The sequence below is a fragment of the Erythrobacter sp. genome (genome assembly GCF_038133525.1).
Lineage (GTDB): Bacteria > Pseudomonadota > Alphaproteobacteria > Sphingomonadales > Sphingomonadaceae > Qipengyuania.
Genome location: NZ_JAYPTL010000031.1, coordinates 1 through 18,482 on the forward strand (window position 1 = coordinate 1; position 18,482 = coordinate 18,482).

The 18,482-nt window shown below is 63.9% G+C and carries 20 protein-coding genes and 1 pseudogene; 5 read left to right on the forward strand and 16 right to left on the reverse strand.

The genetic code is table 11. The features are described from left to right. A pseudogene (locus tag AAFM29_RS09735) lies at positions 1-210 on the reverse strand (2-oxoglutarate ferredoxin oxidoreductase subunit alpha); the annotation flags it as partial. Positions 211-391: 181 nt separating this feature from the next. Between AAFM29_RS09735 and AAFM29_RS09740 the strand changes: the two are divergent. After that, positions 392-1,342, forward strand: coding sequence for an alpha/beta hydrolase (locus AAFM29_RS09740; RefSeq protein WP_341712608.1), 951 nt, complete (start codon positions 392-394; stop codon positions 1,340-1,342). After that, positions 1,343-1,819 (forward strand): RNA pyrophosphohydrolase, encoded by a 477-nt coding sequence (locus tag AAFM29_RS09745; RefSeq protein ID WP_341712609.1) that lies wholly within the window; start codon positions 1,343-1,345, stop codon positions 1,817-1,819. 4 nt (positions 1,820-1,823) lie between these two features. Here AAFM29_RS09745 and AAFM29_RS09750 read toward each other — a convergent pair whose 3' ends face one another. Genes AAFM29_RS09750 through guaB form a run of 3 tightly spaced genes read right to left on the reverse strand, consistent with a single transcriptional unit; the run spans position 1,824 to position 5,086 of the window. After that, positions 1,824-2,378 carry a tetratricopeptide repeat protein gene (locus tag AAFM29_RS09750; protein ID WP_341712610.1) on the reverse strand — a complete coding sequence of 185 codons (555 nt, stop codon included), beginning with the start codon at positions 2,376-2,378 and terminating at the stop codon, positions 1,824-1,826. A gap of 14 nt (positions 2,379-2,392) precedes the next feature. Beyond that, positions 2,393-3,571: an RsmB/NOP family class I SAM-dependent RNA methyltransferase gene (locus AAFM29_RS09755; RefSeq protein ID WP_341712611.1), complete on the reverse strand. Its 1,179-nt coding sequence runs from the start codon at positions 3,569-3,571 to the stop codon at positions 2,393-2,395. 15 nt (positions 3,572-3,586) lie between these two features. Further along, a complete protein-coding gene (gene guaB, locus AAFM29_RS09760; RefSeq protein WP_341712612.1) occupies positions 3,587-5,086 on the reverse strand; it encodes an IMP dehydrogenase in 1,500 nt (499 codons plus the stop codon). A gap of 133 nt (positions 5,087-5,219) precedes the next feature. Here guaB and AAFM29_RS09765 point away from each other — a divergent pair, with 133 nt between their 5' ends. Continuing rightward, positions 5,220-6,158: a homocysteine S-methyltransferase family protein gene (locus AAFM29_RS09765; protein ID WP_341712613.1), complete on the forward strand. Its 939-nt coding sequence runs from the start codon at positions 5,220-5,222 to the stop codon at positions 6,156-6,158. 8 nt (positions 6,159-6,166) lie between these two features. Here the strand turns inward: AAFM29_RS09765 and AAFM29_RS09770 are convergent, their stop codons facing one another. Then, entirely contained in the window at positions 6,167-6,922 is a 756-nt protein-coding gene (locus AAFM29_RS09770; protein WP_341712614.1) for a 3-hydroxybutyrate dehydrogenase, read from the reverse strand. A gap of 75 nt (positions 6,923-6,997) precedes the next feature. Here AAFM29_RS09770 and AAFM29_RS09775 point away from each other — a divergent pair, with 75 nt between their 5' ends. After that, on the forward strand, positions 6,998-7,852 hold the full coding sequence (locus tag AAFM29_RS09775) for a neutral zinc metallopeptidase (protein ID WP_341712615.1): 855 nt from the start codon (positions 6,998-7,000) through the stop codon (positions 7,850-7,852). Positions 7,853-7,911: 59 nt separating this feature from the next. On the opposite strand, the gene AAFM29_RS09780 is transcribed toward AAFM29_RS09775, so the two are convergent. Together AAFM29_RS09780 and AAFM29_RS09785 are read right to left on the reverse strand one after the other, a co-directional pair. After that, positions 7,912-9,567 carry a M56 family metallopeptidase gene (locus AAFM29_RS09780; protein ID WP_341712616.1) on the reverse strand — a complete coding sequence of 552 codons (1,656 nt, stop codon included), beginning with the start codon at positions 9,565-9,567 and terminating at the stop codon, positions 7,912-7,914. Beyond that, a complete protein-coding gene (locus AAFM29_RS09785) occupies positions 9,564-9,953 on the reverse strand; it encodes a BlaI/MecI/CopY family transcriptional regulator (RefSeq protein ID WP_341712617.1) in 390 nt (129 codons plus the stop codon). Before AAFM29_RS09785 ends, AAFM29_RS09780 begins: the two co-directional genes overlap by 4 nt. A gap of 130 nt (positions 9,954-10,083) precedes the next feature. Between AAFM29_RS09785 and AAFM29_RS09790 the strand changes: the two genes are divergently transcribed. Then, complete coding sequence (locus AAFM29_RS09790) at positions 10,084-10,713, forward strand: peptidylprolyl isomerase (protein WP_341712618.1); 630 nt, start codon at positions 10,084-10,086, stop codon at positions 10,711-10,713. Here AAFM29_RS09790 and AAFM29_RS09795 read toward each other — a convergent pair. From AAFM29_RS09795 to sdhC, 9 genes are all read right to left on the reverse strand, one after another. Then, the gene (locus AAFM29_RS09795) at positions 10,682-12,013 is read right to left on the reverse strand and encodes an amino acid permease (RefSeq protein ID WP_341712619.1); all 1,332 of its coding nucleotides are present in this window, start codon (positions 12,011-12,013) and stop codon (positions 10,682-10,684) included. The two genes, AAFM29_RS09790 and AAFM29_RS09795, sit on opposite strands and share 32 nt — an antisense overlap. A gap of 78 nt (positions 12,014-12,091) precedes the next feature. Further along, on the reverse strand, positions 12,092-12,967 hold the full coding sequence (locus AAFM29_RS09800; protein ID WP_341712620.1) for a glycoside hydrolase: 876 nt from the start codon (positions 12,965-12,967) through the stop codon (positions 12,092-12,094). A gap of 2 nt (positions 12,968-12,969) precedes the next feature. Further along, positions 12,970-13,359, reverse strand: a complete 390-nt coding sequence (locus AAFM29_RS09805) for a PaaI family thioesterase (protein ID WP_341712621.1) — start codon at positions 13,357-13,359, stop codon at positions 12,970-12,972. Beyond that, a complete protein-coding gene (locus tag AAFM29_RS09810) occupies positions 13,356-13,964 on the reverse strand; it encodes a TetR/AcrR family transcriptional regulator (RefSeq protein WP_341712622.1) in 609 nt (202 codons plus the stop codon). The genes AAFM29_RS09805 and AAFM29_RS09810 overlap by 4 nt, the downstream gene beginning before the upstream one ends. A gap of 3 nt (positions 13,965-13,967) precedes the next feature. Beyond that, complete coding sequence (locus AAFM29_RS09815) at positions 13,968-14,435, reverse strand: DUF4442 domain-containing protein (protein ID WP_341712623.1); 468 nt, start codon at positions 14,433-14,435, stop codon at positions 13,968-13,970. Positions 14,436-14,526: 91 nt separating this feature from the next. After that, positions 14,527-15,834: a M20/M25/M40 family metallo-hydrolase gene (locus tag AAFM29_RS09820; protein ID WP_341712624.1), complete on the reverse strand. Its 1,308-nt coding sequence runs from the start codon at positions 15,832-15,834 to the stop codon at positions 14,527-14,529. Then, positions 15,834-17,675 carry a succinate dehydrogenase flavoprotein subunit gene (gene sdhA / locus AAFM29_RS09825; protein ID WP_341712625.1) on the reverse strand — a complete coding sequence of 614 codons (1,842 nt, stop codon included), beginning with the start codon at positions 17,673-17,675 and terminating at the stop codon, positions 15,834-15,836. Before sdhA ends, AAFM29_RS09820 begins: the two co-directional genes overlap by 1 nt. Then, the gene (gene sdhD, locus AAFM29_RS09830) at positions 17,675-18,061 is read right to left on the reverse strand and encodes a succinate dehydrogenase, hydrophobic membrane anchor protein (RefSeq protein WP_341712626.1); all 387 of its coding nucleotides are present in this window, start codon (positions 18,059-18,061) and stop codon (positions 17,675-17,677) included. The genes sdhA and sdhD overlap by 1 nt, the downstream gene beginning before the upstream one ends. Positions 18,062-18,073: 12 nt before the next feature. After that, a complete protein-coding gene (sdhC, locus tag AAFM29_RS09835) occupies positions 18,074-18,454 on the reverse strand; it encodes a succinate dehydrogenase, cytochrome b556 subunit (protein ID WP_341712627.1) in 381 nt (126 codons plus the stop codon). Between the last annotated feature and the right edge of the window lie 28 nt (positions 18,455-18,482).

Below are 18,482 nucleotides of genomic sequence, written 5' to 3' on the forward strand. Positions count from 1 at the left end.
CGAGACACCGAACAGCGTACCCTGCGGTGCGCTGATTTCCGCCGGGAAGTCGGGGAAGGTCGCCAGGTCATTGCCGGCCAGCGCGGTCGACAGCGTGAACTGCCCGCCCGTCAGCTGCATCCCGTCACCGGAGTCGCCGGCGAACCGAACGACAACGGCCTCAGGGTTTTGGGAAATACCGGCCTGCGGCCTGGTGGCGGCTGTTGCCATCCGATAATATCCTTATCTCACGCCGTCGCATGCGGCGCCCATCTCGTCGGGGTGCGGCAGGTAAGCCTCACCCCCTCCTCTCGCAATCAAGTTTTTCTCTGCTAGCGAGAAAATCGAGCGTGGAAAAGCGGCAGGGACGCGCTAAGTCCCAAAAAGCAACGTAACCCCGGGGAGAGAAAGCTTGGCCAACCCAGAACCCTATGTCCGCGAGGACGTGCGTGCCTTCCTTGCGCTGCTCGAGGCAGCCGGCGGTCCGCCCCTGGGCGATGTCACGATCGAGGAAGCGCGCGCGGGCTATCAGGCGCTGCATGACATGGCCGATGCGCCCGCACGTGAGCTGGCGGTCATCCGCGACCTGACCTGCCCCGGCCCTGCCGGCGACATCGCGCTCCGCCTCTATGACGCGTGCGAGAGCCGCGATCCCGGCCCGGTCATCTGCTTCTATCACGGCGGCGGTTTCGTGATTGGCGACCTCAACACCCACCACAACCTCTGCACCGAAATCGCGTACCAGATGGACCTGCCCGTGGTGGCGGTCGATTATCGTTGTGCACCCGAAGCCCCCTTCCCCGCCGCAATCGACGATTGTGTTGCCGCAACGCGCTGGATCGCCGGATCGCCCGCCGAACTGGGCCGTGGCGCAACTGGCCTCGTCCCGATCGGTGATAGCGCCGGGGGCAATGCGACCATCGTGGTCACCCAGGCGCTGATGCGCGAGGCAGCGGCGGTTCCGGTGCTGCTGCAGGTGCCGATCTTCCCGCTTGCCAGCGACTGGGCCGAATCGAAGAGCGTGGTGGATTTCGCCGAGGGTTTTGTTCTCACCCGGGCGGCCATGGAGTTCTTCGAAGCCGCCTATCGCCCCGACAAGAGCGATTGGCGGGCCATGCCGATTCTCGGCGATCACGCGGGGACCCCGCCCGCCGTGCTGGTGACCGCCAGCCTAGATCCGATCCGCGATTCAGGCCGCGATTATGGCGCGGCGCTGAGCCTTGCCGGGATCGACCACGTCTTTATCGAAGTGAAAGGCGGCACGCACAGCTTCACCAATCTGCGCCAGGCGGTGCCGAGCTACCAGAAGGACCTCGAAAACGTGTTCGCAGCCATGAAGATCATGCTGGCGAGGTATGCCTGAATGACCGCAGAGCTCGGTTACCGGCCCTGCGTTGGGGTCATGCTGGTCAATGCGGACGGCAAGGTGTTCGTCGGCCGCCGGATCGACAACAAGGAAGGTGACTGGTGGCAGATGCCCCAGGGCGGCGTCGATCCGGGCGAAGAGCTGCGCGATGCCGCGATCCGCGAACTGGCGGAGGAGACCGGCGCACGGGCCGAACACGTCACGATCTTGAAGGCGACCGAGGAATCGATCCGCTACGACTTGCCCGAAGAACTGATCGGCAAGCTGTGGGGCGGCAAGTATCGCGGACAGGAACAGGTCTGGTTCCTGGCCCGCTTCACCGGCGACGACATCGATATCGACATCGATGCGCATGATCCGCCTGAGTTTTGCGACTGGAAGTGGGTCGAACCCGAACTGCTTCCCGACCTGATCGTGCCGTTCAAGAAGCGCGTTTATCGCACCGTAGTCGAGGCGTTTCGCGACCTCGTCTGAACGATCAGTTGGCCTGGGGTGCCTTGCTTTCGGGCATTGTCGCATCGGCGGTGACGATGCGCGGCTTGGGTCCGGCGGCTATCGCGGCATTCAGCGCAGCGGTTTCCGGGCAGCTCTGACCGCAGAGCGATTCGAGCTTGGCCAGATTGCCGCGCGCCTTTTCCAGCGCACCTCGTTCCACCAGGGCCTCACCCTCGCCTGACATCGCCGCGAAATTGCGCGGATCGCGCGCCAGCGCCTCGCGATAATAGCCTATGGCCTTGCCCTGCAGCCCATCCTTGCGCGCCGCCTCCGCCAGCTTGAGCAGGACCGGGGCATAGCCCGGATCAACCGCCAGCGCGGCCTCATAGGCATCGATCGCGCCCTGCACATCCCCGTGGTGCAGCGCCGCATCGCCCTGCGCCACCAGCATCGCGACATGCTGTGCCGGGGCGCGATCGGCGCTCCAGCTCACGCTCGCGGTGAGGGCCAGGGCCAGCGAAAGGGCAGCAGCAGCGGGGGCAAAGCGCATCAAGATCTCCAGCGGGCGTTTCCGTCCATAGGCGGGCGTGGCGGCCATAGCCCGATCAGCTATCACGGTCTGCCCGCACAGGCGATGAAAAATCCGTCCGTGCCGTCGTGGAACGGGGTCAGGCGGGTACCTTTCCCTCGCGCCAGCCCGGCTGGCAGATCCATCGCGGCGGGTTGCCAGCCCGGATGACGCGAGAGGAAACCATCGAACTGTCCGGCCCCCTCTTCGTCGAGTAGCGAGCAGGTCACATAGATCACGCGGCCACCCGGTCGAACGAGTTTTGCTGCCAGATCAAGCAAATAAGCCTGGATTTTGACAAGACGGTCGAGCTCGGCTTCATCGAGCCGCCAGCGCGCCTCCGGATTACGCCGCCAGGTACCCGTTCCCGAGCAGGGTGCATCTACCAGCACTGCGTCGGTCGTCCCCAGCAAGTCTTCGAGCGCATCGGCTTCACGCTGTGGGTTGAGCAATCGCGCCTCGATATTCGTCGCCCCAGCCCGCTCTGCGCGGGGCATCAGCCGCGACAAGCGATTGCGATCGGTGTCGCTGGCGATCAAACGACCGAGATTGTCCATCGAGGCTGCCAGCGCGAGGGTCTTACCCCCGCCCCCGGCGCAGAGGTCGATCACCGTCTCGCCCGGCTGTGCAGCAACCGCAAGACAGGCGATCTGCGAGCCTGTGTCCTGCACCTCGATCAACCCGTCGCGGTAGGCGTCCCACTGCTCGACGGGCGTACCGGGAGCGAGCCTCAGCCCATGCGGCGCATCGGTCGATTGTGCAGCCTCTGGTAGCTTGAGCGTGGCACGATCGGTCTTGAGCGAATTCACCCGCAGGTCGAGCGGGGCGCGGCCTAGCAGCGCCTCAGCCTCCGGCCCCGCGATATCCGATGCCGCCAGTCGGTCCGCGAGCCAGGCTGGAGCGACGCCGCCTTCGGCAACCGCCTCACCCTCGGCTACGGGCGCAGCTCCGTAATTCGATCCATCGAACAGCGGCACGATGGAAGTGTCCACCTCAGCCAGCCGCAGCATTGCAGCACGCCCGGTATCCGGCACCGGCCCGCATGCACGGATCGCGGCAAAGACGAGTTCGCGGATCGCGCGCCGATCCTTTGATCCGGCGAAACGGTTGGCCTTGAACCAGTCGGCCAGGATACGATCGGCGGGCGCGCCCTTGGCACGCGCCGCAGCAATCACGACATCGAGCAGTTCGATCGCGGTCTGGACCCGCGCCGCGGGAGTCATCCCAAGGCTCCGGGCTTAGCGCGTCGGATAGTTGGGTGCCTCGCGGGTGATCGACACGTCGTGGACATGGCTTTCGGCGAGACCCGCATTGGTGATGCGCACGAAATTGGCGCGCATCCTCAGGTCTTCGATCGTGGCGCTGCCGGTGTAGCCCATGGCAGCCTTGATCCCGCCGACGAGCTGATGGACGACGGCGCTGGCGGGACCCTTGTAAGGTACCTGGCCTTCGATCCCTTCGGGCACCAGCTTCTGCTGACTGACGTCGGCCTGGAAATAACGGTCGGCACTGCCACGCGCCATCGCGCCCACGCTGCCCATGCCGCGATAGCTCTTGTAGCTGCGACCCTGGTAGATGAAGGTTTCACCCGGCGCTTCATCGGTACCCGCGAGCATCGAACCGATCATGATCGTCGACGCCCCGGCAGCAAGCGCCTTGGCGGCATCGCCGCTGGTGCGCAGGCCGCCATCGCCGATCACCGGCACGCCTTGCTTTTCGGCCTCTTCGGCACAGTCCATGATTGCGGTGAGCTGCGGAACACCAACGCCCGCGACGACGCGCGTGGTGCAGATCGAACCCGGCCCGATGCCGACTTTCACCGCATCCGCGCCCGCGCCGATCAGCGCCTTGGTTGCTTCGGCCGTGGCGACATTGCCGGCTATCACCTGGACCGCATTGGACAGCGCCTTGACCCGTTCGACCGCACGGGCAACGTCCTTGTTGTGGCCATGGGCAGTGTCGATCACCACCACATCCACCCCGGCGTCGATCAGCGCCTCGGTCCGCTCGAAACCCTTGTCACCCACCGTGGTCGCCGCGGCAACGCGCAGGCGCCCCTGGGCGTCCTTGGTGGCGCTGGGGTAGGCAACGGCCTTCTCGATATCCTTGACCGTGATCAGGCCGACGCAGCGGCCATTGTCGTCAACCACCAGCAGCTTCTCGATGCGGCGGGCATGGAGCAGGCGACGCGCTTCTTCTTGCCCGGTACCCAGCGGCACGGTGGCAAGATTGTCGACCGTCATCAGCTCGCGCACAGGCTGGCTGGGGTTTTCGGCGAAGCGCACGTCGCGGTTCGTCAGGATACCCGCAAGCTTGCCATAGGTGTCGGTCACGGGAATGCCGCTGATGCGGTTTGCGGCCATGATCTCCTGCGCTTCGCCCAGCGTCGCATCTGGCAGGATCGTGATCGGGTTGACCACCATGCCGCTTTCATAGCGCTTGACCGCACGTACCGCGGCAGCCTGATCGTCAACCTCGAAATTCCGGTGCAGCACGCCGATCCCGCCCAGTTGCGCCATGGCGATCGCCATGTCCGCTTCGGTCACCGTATCCATCGCGCTGGAAATGACCGGGATATTGAGCCCGATCTCGCGCGTCAGCCGCGTGGACGTATTGGCCATGGAAGGCAGGGTATCGCTCTCGGCCGGCACGAGCAGCACGTCGTCGAAGGTAAGGCCGAGGGGAATATCGAGATTTGCCACTGTGATTGTCCTGCCGGGAGATTCGTGGCGGCCCATGTAACGACGGTTTGTGAGGATAGCTAGGGGGTCACTGGGCACCCCGGGCATCTCCTGTTGTTCAAAAGCGGTTTCAGGAATAACACAGATGCCGGGATCGCGTCAGTTCCACACCAATCACACGAGGTGCACGATGACGACGCAGCCATTGCCCCAGCTTCAACGGCGCTTCCTGACCGATGCCGGGCTCGAAACCGACCTCATCTTCAATCACGGCATCGACCTTCCCTATTTTTCGTCGATCACGCTGCTGCAAAGCGGTGCGGGGCGGGATGCCTTGATTAGCTATTATCGCGGCTTTCTGGGTCTGGCAGCTCGCAGGCAGGTCGGGTTCATCCTGGAGAGCGCCACCTGGAGAGCCAGCCCGGACTGGGCCAAGCCGCTGGGAATGAGCGAAGAAGAGCTCGCCGAACTTGTCCGCAAGGCGATCACGATGCTGGTCGACCTCAAGCGGGACTATGTCGGCCGCGTCCCGGCGCTGGTTGTCAGCGGCTGTGTCGGACCGCGCGGCGACGGCTATGATCCGGGTGCGATCATGTCGGCGGATGCTGCCGCTGCCTACCACGCCCGGCAGATCGGTTGGATGTCTCGCGCTGGCTGTGAAATGATCACCGCGATCACCATGACAAATGTGCCCGAGGCCCTCGGCGTCGTCACCGCAGCTCGCGATGAAGGGCTACCGGTGGCAATCAGTTTCACGCTGGAAACGGACGGGAAGCTACCCACCGGCCAAAATCTCGGAGACGCGATCGCGGCGGTTGATGCTGCGACGGGTAGCTATCCCGCTTACTACATGGTCAACTGCGCCCACCCGGTGCATTTCTTCGCAGCGCTTGATGAAGCAGCCACGAAAGTCGGTGATCGGGTCAGGGGGATCCGCGCGAACGCCTCGCGCTGCAGCCATGCCGAACTCGATGCCATGACCGAACTCGATCGCGGCGATCCGGCAGAGCTGGCGCAACTGCATCGCGAGATGCTCGATCGACACCCGGCGATCAATGTCCTTGGGGGCTGTTGCGGCACCGACCTCGAGCACGTTTCGGCAATCGCGGAGGCGTGCCTGACCGGCTAGCGGAAGCGCTATTCAGCCGTCCAGCCGCCGTCGATGCTCCAGTTCGCACCGTTGACGTTCTGCATCTCGTCACGGCACAGGAACACCGCCAAGGCGCCAATTTCGGCAGGCTGGACGAACTTCTTAGTCGCCTGCTTCACCAGCAACACATCGTTGATCACCTGCTCGCGCGTCATCCCGCGCGCCTTCATCGTGTCGGGAATCTGGTTCTCGACCAGCGGGGTCCAGACATAGCCGGGGCTGATGCAATTGGCGGTGATGCCGAATTCGGCGAGTTCGAGCCCGATCGTCTTGGTAAAACCATCGAGCCCGTGCTTGGCGGCATTATAGGCGCTCTTGAACGGGCTCGCGACCTTGGAATGCGCACTCGCGGTGTTGATGATCCGGCCCCAGCCCTTTCTCTTCATCGCCGGCACGGCAAGTCGCGTGGTATGGAACGCGGCGGTGAGGTTGAGTGCGATGATCAGGTTCCACCGATCGACCGGGAAGTCTTCGACCGGGGCGACATGCTGCATTCCCGCATTGTTCACCAGGATATCGATGTCCCCGGCATCGGCCATCATCTGTTCGACCTGCGCCACATCGGTAAGGTCTGCACCCGAATGCGCTGCACCCAACTCGTCGCACAGCTTGGCAATCTCATCGGCATCGCCGAAGCCGTTGAGCACCACCTGCGCCCCTTCGGCCGCCAGCGCCCGTGCAATCGCAAGGCCAATGCCCGAGGTGGAACCGGTGACGAGTGCGCGCTTACCTTCGAGAAACATTTGGACCTCCGAGCGTTGATTGGGCATTCGTTGGCCTGAACACCGGCCGGACACAAGAGCAGACAGGGGAAGCCGATGCGTCTCAATCCGTTTGATACCAGCAATATCAACGTCGGAACGACCGGAGGCGGTGGTGGCGGTCGCGGCCGCGCGGGCAGTATCGGCTGCGGGACGATCGTGATTGCCGCAATCGGCTATCTCGTCTTTGGCCTCGACCCGTTCCAGACTGCAGCAACCGTCGAAGGAATCCAGCAGCAAGGTCAGGTGCAGCAGGCCCCCATGGGCGAAGATGAGCAGGCAATCTGCACCTCCAACCAATTTGCGACCGAGACCTGCAACGGGTTGCAATCGCTCAACCAGACCTGGGCCGGCATTTTCGCCGACCAGGGTGCGCAATTCGAACAGCCGATGCTTCGCTTCGCCACCGAACAGCGGTTCAACACCGGCTGCGGACCGGGTTCGATCGGCATGGGTCCGTTCTACTGCCCGGCGGACCAGACGATCTACATCGACGTCGGTTTCTACGACCAGCTGGGGCGGATGTCGGGGCGCGGCGGCGACTTCGCGCGCTATTACGTGATCGCGCATGAATTCGGCCACCACGTGCAGACGATCACGGGCATTTCCGCACAGATCCGCAGCGCGCAGCAACAGGACCCGCGGCGCGCGAACCAGCTGCAGGTGCTGATGGAGCTGCAGGCGGATTGCTATGCTGGCGTCTGGGCGGGCAAGAACCGCAATCTGATCGAGCCGGGCGACATCGAGGGAGGCATGGCAGCCGCAACCGCGATCGGCGATGACACGCTGACCCAGGGCCGCGTAAGTGCAGAAAACTTCACTCACGGCACCAGCCGCCAGCGCAGCCAGGCCCTGCAATTGGGGCTGCGGGGTGATGATCGGGCCTGCGACCGGATCGTTACGGGCGGCTAGGAATCAAGAAGGGCGCAGCCTTGCGGTCGCGCCCTCCCCGTCCAACTCGCGCAGGGGTATCAGCGCGAGTGCTCGGCAATTTCCTCATCGATGGCACGCAGAGCCTCGGCGCGTTCTTCGTCGCTCAGGTTGCGGTCGGCCTCAATCGCCTTACGCGCCGACTTCATGGCCTTGAGCGCGATGCGATCGCCATTGGCTTCGCACACGAACATGGTGGTGCGGCCCTTTGCATCGGTTTCGGTGGTGACGATGTTTTCCTTGTCGCGGCAAGACATCACCACCCGCGGAGCCGCATCGCGCGCCTTGGCCGCTGCCGAGTGTGCTTCGGCCATGGCGATCCTGACTTCGCGCTGAATTTCGATGTTCTGGTCGGCTAGCTCCCGGCGCATTTCGGCCATGTCGCGTTCGAACTCAGCCATGTCCTTCTCGAACTCGGCGCGCTCCTCCGCGCTCCAGCCTTCCATATCACCGTGGCGGATTACGCGACGCTCGACACGACGTTCTCGTGAACCATCGCCATCGCCGTGACGGATGATGACATGGCGTTCGACGCGTCCGTCAGCAGTTCGGATTTCCTGCACGCCATCCAGTTCGCTATCCCAATTATCGACTTCCGGCGCAGCAGGCGGCTCGGGCGGCAGCGGCGGGGCAGGCGGCTCTGGCGGCAGCGGTGCGGCCGGGGCTTCGGGCGGTACCGGCGGCTCGGCCGCATTGGCGTAACAGATCGAAGCGGTCATCGGCAGCGCAAACAGTGCGGCGACGAGACCGGTGCGCGCAACCAGCTGGCGGCGCGGAGAGACGTCGGTCATGGACAGATTCCTCAAACGGTGGATGATGGATTTGTCCCCCAAAACCGGACAGGCCATCGGTGCCGCCAGGGCAGGACGCGGGGCGGCCTGCGGGCGACGGGCAAAATCGGCGATCACGCCAGCGTAGGCGGCGCGTTCCTCGCGCGGGCGGGCAGCGACCACGCGGGCATCGCAATAGGCTTCCTGATCGCGGCGCAGCGCCATCCAGCCCATGTAACCAAGCGGGTTGAACCAGTGCAGCGCGAACAGCGGCTGAACCAGGATATTGGCCAGCAAGTCATGCCCACGGTGATGCTCGAGCTCATGGGCAATCGCGAGATCGCGCGCCTGGCGATTACGGGCGGTCATGAAGCCGACCGGAAGTGCGACCACCTTGTCGAAGACGCCGAAGGCGATCGGACCTGAGATCGCCGGGGTCTCGATCAGGCGGATCCGCCCAACCTCACCGACCGGAACGGCATCGTCCAGCAGTTCGCGGCGCAGCTCTGCATAGAGCCAGAATCGACGGACCAGAAAGACCACTGCGCCTACCAGCCACAGGGCGATCAGCGGAGTGATAAAATCGGTCGGCTCGGCAACCACAGGGGCGTAATCCACCGGGCCGGACTCTGGAACGAAATAGGTGAAACTCGCCGGTTCGCTGACAGGAGTGAACAGCGCCGGGTCGAGCGGATCGAAAGCGGGCTTCGCCGCAGGGGCAACCCATTTCGCCAACCAGGCGGGAAGCGTCATCGGCGGAATCAGGAGGCGCAGCGCGGGCAGCGCCCACAGGGCATAGGCGGTACCTGAACCGAGGTGCCGGGCAACCGGGCGGCGCAGCAACAGGACGAACGCGATAAGCGCACCGGTCCACAGCAGTGTGTCGAACAGGAACCAGTCCCAATATCCCCGCAAAATTTCGGTCATCTGCGCATCTCCCTCAAGAGCGCTTCGATCTCATCGAGATCCTTGTCGCTGAGCGCCTCGTTTTCGGCGAGGTGCGCAAAGAGCGGCGCCGCACGACCGCCGAACAGGCGATTCACCAGGCGGCGCGATTCGACGCCGACATATTCGGCGCGCTCGATCAGCGGATGATACAGGAACTTGCGGCCCAGTGGCTCGGTGCCGACCGCTTGCTTGGCGACCAGTCGCCCAAGCAGGGTCTTCACCGTCGGCATGGTCCAGTCGCGCTCGGCGCAAACCTTGTCGCAGACTTCGGCAGCGCTCAGCGGGCTCTTGTCCCACAGCACTTCCATCACCGCATACTCGGCTTCGCTGATCCGTTCCCCGACTGGATTGCCACGATTGGCCATCAATTCGCTCCCTAGGCACAATTTACGATTACGCCTGTAAGCAGTGTGACTACGGTTGTAAACCTGAAGCGTGGATTAATGAAAGCGCCGAGCGCTTGCGTCTCGACCAACGGCGCATCAGGATGGACCGATGACATGGTTCGCCCGCTTTTGTGCACTGTTCGCCCTCTTCGCCAGCCCACTCGCCGCGCAAGAGGGCGAAGCAACTTCGACCGAACCTCGCAGCGAGCTAGTCGTGCTGGAAACGACGCTAGGCGACATAACAATTGCGCTCGAGGTAGAACGCGCGCCGATTACCGCCGCCAACTTCCTGCGCTACGTCGACGAACACCGCCTCGACGGAACGGTCTTCTACCGCGCGATGCGGCTCGACTGGGGCGACCAGCCGAACGGCCTGGTTCAGGGAGGCACGCAGATGCATCCAGACAGGATACTCCCACCGATCGCGCATGAGCCGACCAATGTGACCGGCATCCGTCACAAGGCGGGCACGATTTCGATGGCGCGTTACGAGCCAGGCACGGCGACAGGAGACTTCTCGATCATGATTTCCGACCAGCCAGGCTTCGATGCACGACCGGATTCGTCAGACCCCGGCCAGCATGACGGCTTCGCCGCCTTCGGTCACGTCGTTTCGGGGATGGAAGTGGCACGTGCGATCTTCGATGCCCCGACCGATCCGGAGAAAGGCGACGGGTGGATGAAGGGCCAGATGCTCGCCGAACCGGTCAGGATCGTGACGGCTCGGCGCGCAAACTGACCCCCGACCGCTTGACGAACCACCAGGCAGGCACGGTCGCCAGCGCCAGCACTGCGGTGACCGTGATAAGCATGGCTCCCGACGAAATGATCAACAACGCCGAAAAGGCCGAACCAAGCACTGCCACGATCCATGCAGTCATCCTGATTGCCAGAGACGACGCCGCAGTGAAGCGGATCAGCGCGTAGGCGGCGTAGATGTAGATCAGCACCGTGAACACCACCACGGCATTGATCAGCGTTTCGAACTGTTCGCCGATCGATGGGGCCGCGGTAACGAAGATCGCAATCGTCATTCCCACACCCATCGCAAGCAATGCACGCACCGGAACCCCTCGTGCGTCGGATACGGCAAGCCAGCGCGGCAGGTAACCTGCAGCAGCCGACCACAGCGTCGTCTCGCCTGTAACGAATATCCATCCTCCACAGGTTCCAGAAGCCTTGAGGATGGCGCAGAGTGCCACCAGCCCGGCTGCAGCCGGTCCGAGGATATTCTCGACCGCCAGGGCAAATGGTGCCGATGAAGCCGCGAGATCGGCGGCGGGGACAAGGCCGAAGATTGCGGTCGAAGCCAGCATGTAGACGATCGCGGCAAGCCCGATCCCGCCCATTGTTGCCAATGGAACATTCCGCTCGGGATGTTCGACCGTACGGGCTACCATCGCCGCGCACTCCACCCCGACGAAGGCCCAGAACACCGAGAGCAGCGAGCCATAGACCGCGCTGGCGGAGCTTTCCCCGCTAACCACCCAAGAAGTCGCGAACAGGTCAGGATCGAACCAAATCCAGCCGAGTGTACCGGCCGCCAGCAGCGGCACCAGGCCGACCGCCATAGTCAGCGCATGCATGCGTCCAATGGCCTGCGGGCCGAGGATAGCGATGCCGGTGAGCAGCCAGATTACCCCCGCCGTGGCCGCGGCGGACCAGCCTGGCTGATCGAGTATGGGAAAGAACACCGTTAGGTATCCGGTCACGGCCAGCGCGATGGCAATATTGGCGAGCCAACAGCCGAGCCAGTAGAGCAGGCAGCTCTGGAACCCCCAATAAGGACCCATCGCCGCAGAAATCATGTCTGCCAGACCATCCTCGCTCGGCCGCACGATCATGATCAGGCTGAACACCCCGCCCAGCACCAGCGCCCCAAGCGCAGCGATGATCCAGCCGAACAGGCTGATGCTGCCGATCGCCGCCAAGGTTGCGGGAAGCAGGTAGATGCCGGAGCCGATCAGATTCCCGGCAACCAGCAGGATCGCCATGATCAGGCCGATGCGCTTTGCGGGCGCCGCCGCCGACCCACTCATGCGCCTGTCTTGTCCTGCATGGTCACTCCTCTTTGCGGCACGATGCGTCAGGATCGCGCCAACGCAAAGCGAAAAGCCTCAACATTCCTCGGCCGTGTTCTGCGGCGGTGGCCCGGAGGGGACGCGCGCGGGATGCATCCAGAACGGGTCGGCCTTCAAACGATGGTTTTCGCCATAGGCCTTGGCCAAGGCGGCGTAGAGTTGCGGATCGTAGGCGGCGAGATCGCCATGATCGAGGATGCGGGTCCCATCGAAAGCCTGCAGGCGGTTTGAATCAAACCAGAACTGCGTGCCTTCAGCCCAGTATTCCTGCATCGTCGTGGTGGTGTATTCGTTGAGCCAGAGTCCCTTGGCCAGCGCATTGGCATAGGCTGCCTCGATCTCACGATAGAGTGGCGGATCAACCTTCTCGATCGCGAACAGAACGTTGTGGCCCATTTCGTGGACGAAGATCGTTTCCCCGAAATAACGGCTGACGGGCAGGCCCAGCACATCCTCTTCGGAACCGACCGCTCGGTCGCCACCAATCCCGCGGGCGCGGTTGTCCCAATATTCGCGATCGGTCAGCGCGCCGATACGGGCGTCGTAATGCTTCAGCTCGCATCTGGTCAGTCGCGGATCGTCGCGCGCGGGCTTGGTCCAATGCGCGTTCTCCGGCAGGTCGAGCAAGGCCTCATCCACCGAGATGAGCGCCACGCGATAGTCGTGTTCGACCAGCCATTTCGCCAGTTCTGGCCGGTGGGCAAGCATGCCCTCCAGCATGTCATGGGCTGCCAGCAGCGCCTCGTCGCGGACCTTGCCCGAAGCGAGGACTGGAATGCCGCGCGCCTTGATCGATTTTGTGTAGAAGCGGGGCGCATCAAGTGCGGGATCGGGTCGAGAGACGCCCGCCATGCAGCCGCCCAGGGCAAGTGCGAACAGCAACGTGGCGAGGTGGCGCGACCCGGTATGCAAGATCAGAGCACGAGCTGGGTCTGCGTAACCACGGCGACGCGCTTGCCATCCTCGCCGGTGATCTCGGTCTGCCACACAGAAATCCTGCGGCCGATCGAGAGCGGAGTCGCCCTGCCCGTCACCGTCGTGCCGACCTTGGCCGCGCCGAGGAAGTTGGTCTTGCTTTCGATGGTGGTCGTCCCGCCCGCGCCATCTGGCAGGTTCACGAAGGCCCCTACCGCACCCAGTGCATCGGCAAAGGCCATGATCGCCCCGCCGTGCATGATCGAATTGGCGGTGCAGAGATCTTCGCGGACGGTGATCGTCCCCTCGACCCCGTCGGGACCGGCGCTGGTCACTTCGACACCCATCAGGCGCGAGAATGGCATCGATGCAGCAAGGTTCATGGTCATGGTTTGTCTCCCGGCGGGGGTGAAGTCCAGAGCGATTGCGGAGGCGGCGTATTCCCGTCGGCCAGTCCCGCAATCTGGAGCAGTTCGTCGACGAATTCCTCGTCGCTGCGCCGGCGCAGGACGCCAGACAGGTGGAGGCCCAGCCCGCCGTGGGCCATCATCCAGAAGCGCATGACGGCGCGGCGACGGGTCTCGTCATCCTCGCCATCGGGTGCCAAGGCAGCCAGCGACAGCGCAATGACCTTGTCCGCGGCGGCACGCAGGTCCGGGTGACCCTCGAACTGCCCGTAGCCGCGCTCCATCATCACCCGATAGAGCGCCGGATTGTCGAGTGCGAAGCGGGCGTAGCTGCGCAGGAAGCTGAGCGGTTCGGTGGTGCCCTGCAGCGCCGCTGCCAGTTTGGCGTAACCGGCAGCAGCAACTGCGGCAAGGAATCCCTCGCGGTCGCCGAAGTGGTTGTAGAGCGCCCTGTGCGCCACGCCCGCCCTGGTGGCTATGGCGCGCAGTGACAGCGGCTCTGCACTTCCCGCAGCGAGGTCCGCCAGCGCGATGGCGACCGCCTCTGCCGCCAGATCGCCATGGTGGTATCCTGCCCGGCCCGCCACGTATCAGGCCGCTTCGGCCAGGCTCTTGATATGCCAGTCGACCGTCATACGGGCGACGGCACGGCCCGTTTCATCGGCCAGTTCGACCGTCACCGGAAACCGGATCCTCGCGTCCTTATCGAGCGCCTCCAGAAGCGACGGCACATCGCCATCGATCCGCGCTGTCGCTTCGATCGGGCCCCGTGCAATCGCGAGATAGTCGATCGAGGCCGAAGCAGCGAGTGGCCGCATGGTCGCCATGCGCGGCAGGAATGCACCGACCATAGCCGCACCCGATGCTGCCTCAGCTAGGGTGAACAGCGCGCCGGCGTGCTGGCTGCCGACATGGTTCAGCGTGTAGGGCTGCTCAGCCAAGCGGGCTCGCGCCCCACCGGATTCCACCTCGAGAATTTCCACACCGGTGTGCACCGCATAGGGAACCGCCTGCGACAATTGTGCGCGTACTGCTTCGAACATCGACTCGTCTCTCATTATATATCCAGTGGATACATTGAGGTCACAGGCGATGCTCGTCAAGGCCTCGAGGGAAATCTGTGGCAGGAATGCGAAGCGCCGGTGGCGCCTATCGAGCCTCAGCAGCGAGGCGGCTCATCATGATCGCTGCGCGCTGCGCCTGGCGAGTCAGCGTGGTCAGGTCGACCGTTTCGCCCGGCGCATGGCTTCCCGAACCCGAGGGCCCAAATCCGATCAACCCATCGATCAGGGAAGCGACGAAATTGATGTCCCCTGCCCCACGGCGGGCGGGTGGCAAGATCGGCATTTCGGGCAAGCCCATGTCGGCATTGATCGCATTGAGCCGATCGAGCAGCGCACGATTGCCGGCAGTCGGGCCCATCGGCGGATAGCGGAAATCGAACTCGATCGTCGCATCGGTCCCGGAAAGATGCTCGGCGACGATGGCCCGCATCTTCTCTACCACGCGATCGGTTTGTTCCTGCGTCAGCGTGCGCAGGTCGCCGTGAGCGATGGCGACCGGCGGGATGATGTTGGCTTTCCCGTTGGCCTGCGCGGCGGAGTTGTCGTCGGAGATCGACGCCCGGGCACCGCCGGCAACAAGGCCGACGCTGTAGGTCAGGTCGGGCTCGCGCAACTCGCGGCGGAAGGCATCGAGAATGCGGGCCAGTTCATAGATCGCGCCGAAGCCCGAGCGTTCGGAGAATATCCGGCTCGAATGGCCTTCGATCCCCGTGGCGGTCAGCGTCCAGCTATTCGACGAGCGCCGCGCGATCGAACCCATGTCGACCCCGTCCTCGATCGTCAGCCCTTCGAAATCGAGCGCGACATCGGCCTCCTTTGCTGCAGCGACGAGATCCGCCCGCGCCAGATCGAGGGGGTTGCCCGCGCTTTCCTCGTCCCCCGTCATGGCGACCACGATATTGGCATCCGCGAGCGTTCCCGCCGCCTGCATCGCGCGCAGTGCGGCGAGGATGACAACGATGCCGCCCTTGTCGTCTTCAACCCCCGGGCCGGTCAGGATGTCGCCCCCACGGGAGACCGTCTGAAACGGCGAGTCCGGTTCGAACACGGTATCGAGATGCGCGATCAGCAGCATCCGCGTGCTGCCGGGCCTGCCAGACTTGCGCGCGAACAAGTGGCCGGCCCGTCCGGCTGCGGACTGGTCGATCCATTCAGTGGTGAAGCCCAGCGCCTCGAACTCAGGCGCAACCATCTCGGCTACCTGCCTGACGCCTTCGAAGTTCAGCGTTCCGCTGTTCACCGAAGCGATCTTCTCGAGGAAGGCGACATCGTGTTCGAAGCCAGATTCGACCGCAGTCACCATAACTTTTTCTGGTACGGATAGCTGTGCGAAAGCGGGGGTGGCACCGAACGCCGCTATCGTTGCAGCGCAAGCGACCAACCCTGCCCGCATCAATACACCCGCTTCTTCGGCTTGATGTATTCGACGTCGTCGGTGAGCGTGTATTCGTGCACCGGGCGGTAATCGATCTTCACTCCGCCGCCATTGCCGCCCCAGCCTTCGAACCAGGTGATGGTGTGCTTCATCCAGTTCTTGTCGTCGCGCTCGGGGAAATCCTCGTGCGCGTGGGCGCCGCGGCTTTCCTTGCGGTTCTCGGCGCTCGCCATGGTGACGTTTGCCTGTGCCATGAGGTTGTCGAGCTCGAGCGTTTCGATCAGGTCGCTGTTCCAGATCAGCGAGCGGTCGGTCACCGAAATATCCTGCATCCGCTTGTTGATCTCGGTCAGGCGGGTGACGCCTTCGCTGAGCAGCGCGCTGTCGCGGAACACCGCGGCGTGCTTGGTCATGGTCTTCTGCATTTCCGCACGCACCTGCGCGGTGGGCGAACCACCCGCAGCATGGCGGAAGTGATCGAGGCGGGTCAGCGCGAGATCGGCACTGTCGCCCGGCAGCTCGTCATGCGCGGTGCCCGGTGCGATGATTTCCTTGAGGCGATGGCCGGTTGCGCGGCCGAACACCACGAGGTCGATCAGCGAATTCGAACCGAGGCGGTTGGCGCCATGGACCGAAACGCAGGCAGCCTCGCCCACGGCGAACAGGCCGGGGACGATCTTTTCCGGATCGTTCGGATCGCCCGCCATCACTTCGCCGTGATAGTTACAGGGGATGCCGCCCATGTTGTAATGGACGGTCGGCGTCACCGGCAGCGGCTGCACCGTCAGGTCGACGCCGGCAAAGATCTTTCCGCTCTCGGTAATGCCCGGGAGGCGTTCGGCGAGGATCTTGGGGTCGATGTGATCGAGGTGCAGATAGATGTGGTCCTTTTCCGGGCCCACGCCGCGCCCTTCGCGCATTTCCAGAGCCATCGAACGCGACACGACATCGCGGCTGGCCAGGTCCTTCGCACTGGGGGCATAGCGTTCCATGAAGCGCTCGCCCTCGGAATTGGTGAGGTAACCACCCTCGCCGCGCGCACCTTCGGTGATCAGCACGCCCGCGCCGTAAATGCCGGTGGGGTGGAACTGCACGAATTCCATGTCCTGCATCGGCAGGCCGGCGCGCAACACCATGCCGCCGCCGTCGCCGGTGCAGGTGTGGGCGCTGGTCGCGGTGAAATAGCAGCGGCCATAACCGCCGGTCGCGAGTACAACGGCCTTCGAGCGGAAACGATGGATCGTGCCATCGTCAAGGCACATGGCGATCACGCCGACGCAGACCTTGCCGCCAGGCGTATCCTTCATGATCAGGTCGAGCGCGAAATACTCGATGAAGAAGTCGGCATCATACTTCAGGCTCTGCTGGTAGAGCGCATGCAGCATGGCGTGGCCGGTACGGTCGGCCGCGGCGCAGGTGCGCTGCACCGGCGGGCCTTCGCCCATGTTCTGCATGTGGCCGCCGAAGGGGCGTTGGTAGATCGTGCCATCGGCATTACGGCTGAAGGGCACGCCAGCGTGCTCGAGCTCGTAAACCGCCTGCGGCGCTTCGCGCACCATGTATTCGATCGCATCCTGGTCACCGAGCCAGTCGGATCCCTTGACGGTATCGTACATGTGCCATGACCAGTGATCGGGCGAGTTGTTGCCCAGCGATGCGGCGATGCCGCCCTGCGCTGCAACGGTGTGCGAACGGGTGGGGAAAACCTTGGTGATGCAGGCCGTCTTGAGCCCGGCCTCGGCCGAACCCATCGTGGCGCGCAGGCCCGAGCCACCGGCACCGACGACAACGGTGTCGTAAGTATGGTCGACGATCGGATAAGCGCGGCCGCCGATTTCGAAAGTTGCGTTGCGGGCCATCAGGCGGCTCCTCCAAGGGCGAGGCGGGCGATCGAGACGACCCCGAAAGCGGCACCGCCGATGGTTGCGAGATTGAGCAGGGCGAGCACACCGAAACGGGTACCCGAATTGGGGACATAGTCTTCGACCAGCACCTGCAGGCCGAGGCGTGCGTGCCAGAAGACCGAAACCACGAGCAGGGCGAGCGCGGTCGCAGGCAGTGTCTGCGAGGCCCAGCCGGTCATCGTGCCGTAGGAATAGTTCGGCAGCAGCGCGAGGCTGGTCACGAGGAACAGCATCAGTACCAGGTTGCCGATGGCGGTGAAGCGCTGGATCAGCCAGTGATGAGCGCCATGATGCGCCGAGCCGAGCCCGCGCACACGTCCGATCGAGGTTCCGTTACCCATGGGTTCTAACCTTCAACGAAGCATGATCACCGCCCAGAAAGCGGCGGTGAGGAGGATTGCGATAACCGGGGCGAGGATCGACCAGGTCTTGTTGGTGTCGAGTTCATAACCCGCACCTATATCCATTACGAAGTGGCGCAGACCGCTCATCATGTGGTTGAAGAAGGCCCATGACAGGCCAACCAGCACCACCAGTCCGATGGGCGATCCCATCGTCTCCTGGAACAGCGTGTAGGCGGCTTCGCCCGAAGCCATTGCGCCGAGCCACCACAGCAGCACGCCCAGCCCGACGATGGCCAGGCCATCCCCTGTCGCGCGATGGAGGATAGAGATCGCCATATGCGGTCCCCATTTCCAGATTTGCAGGTGCGGTGCGATTGGCCGGTTTGCCATATGTCTCGTCCGGTTCTTGGAATTGGAG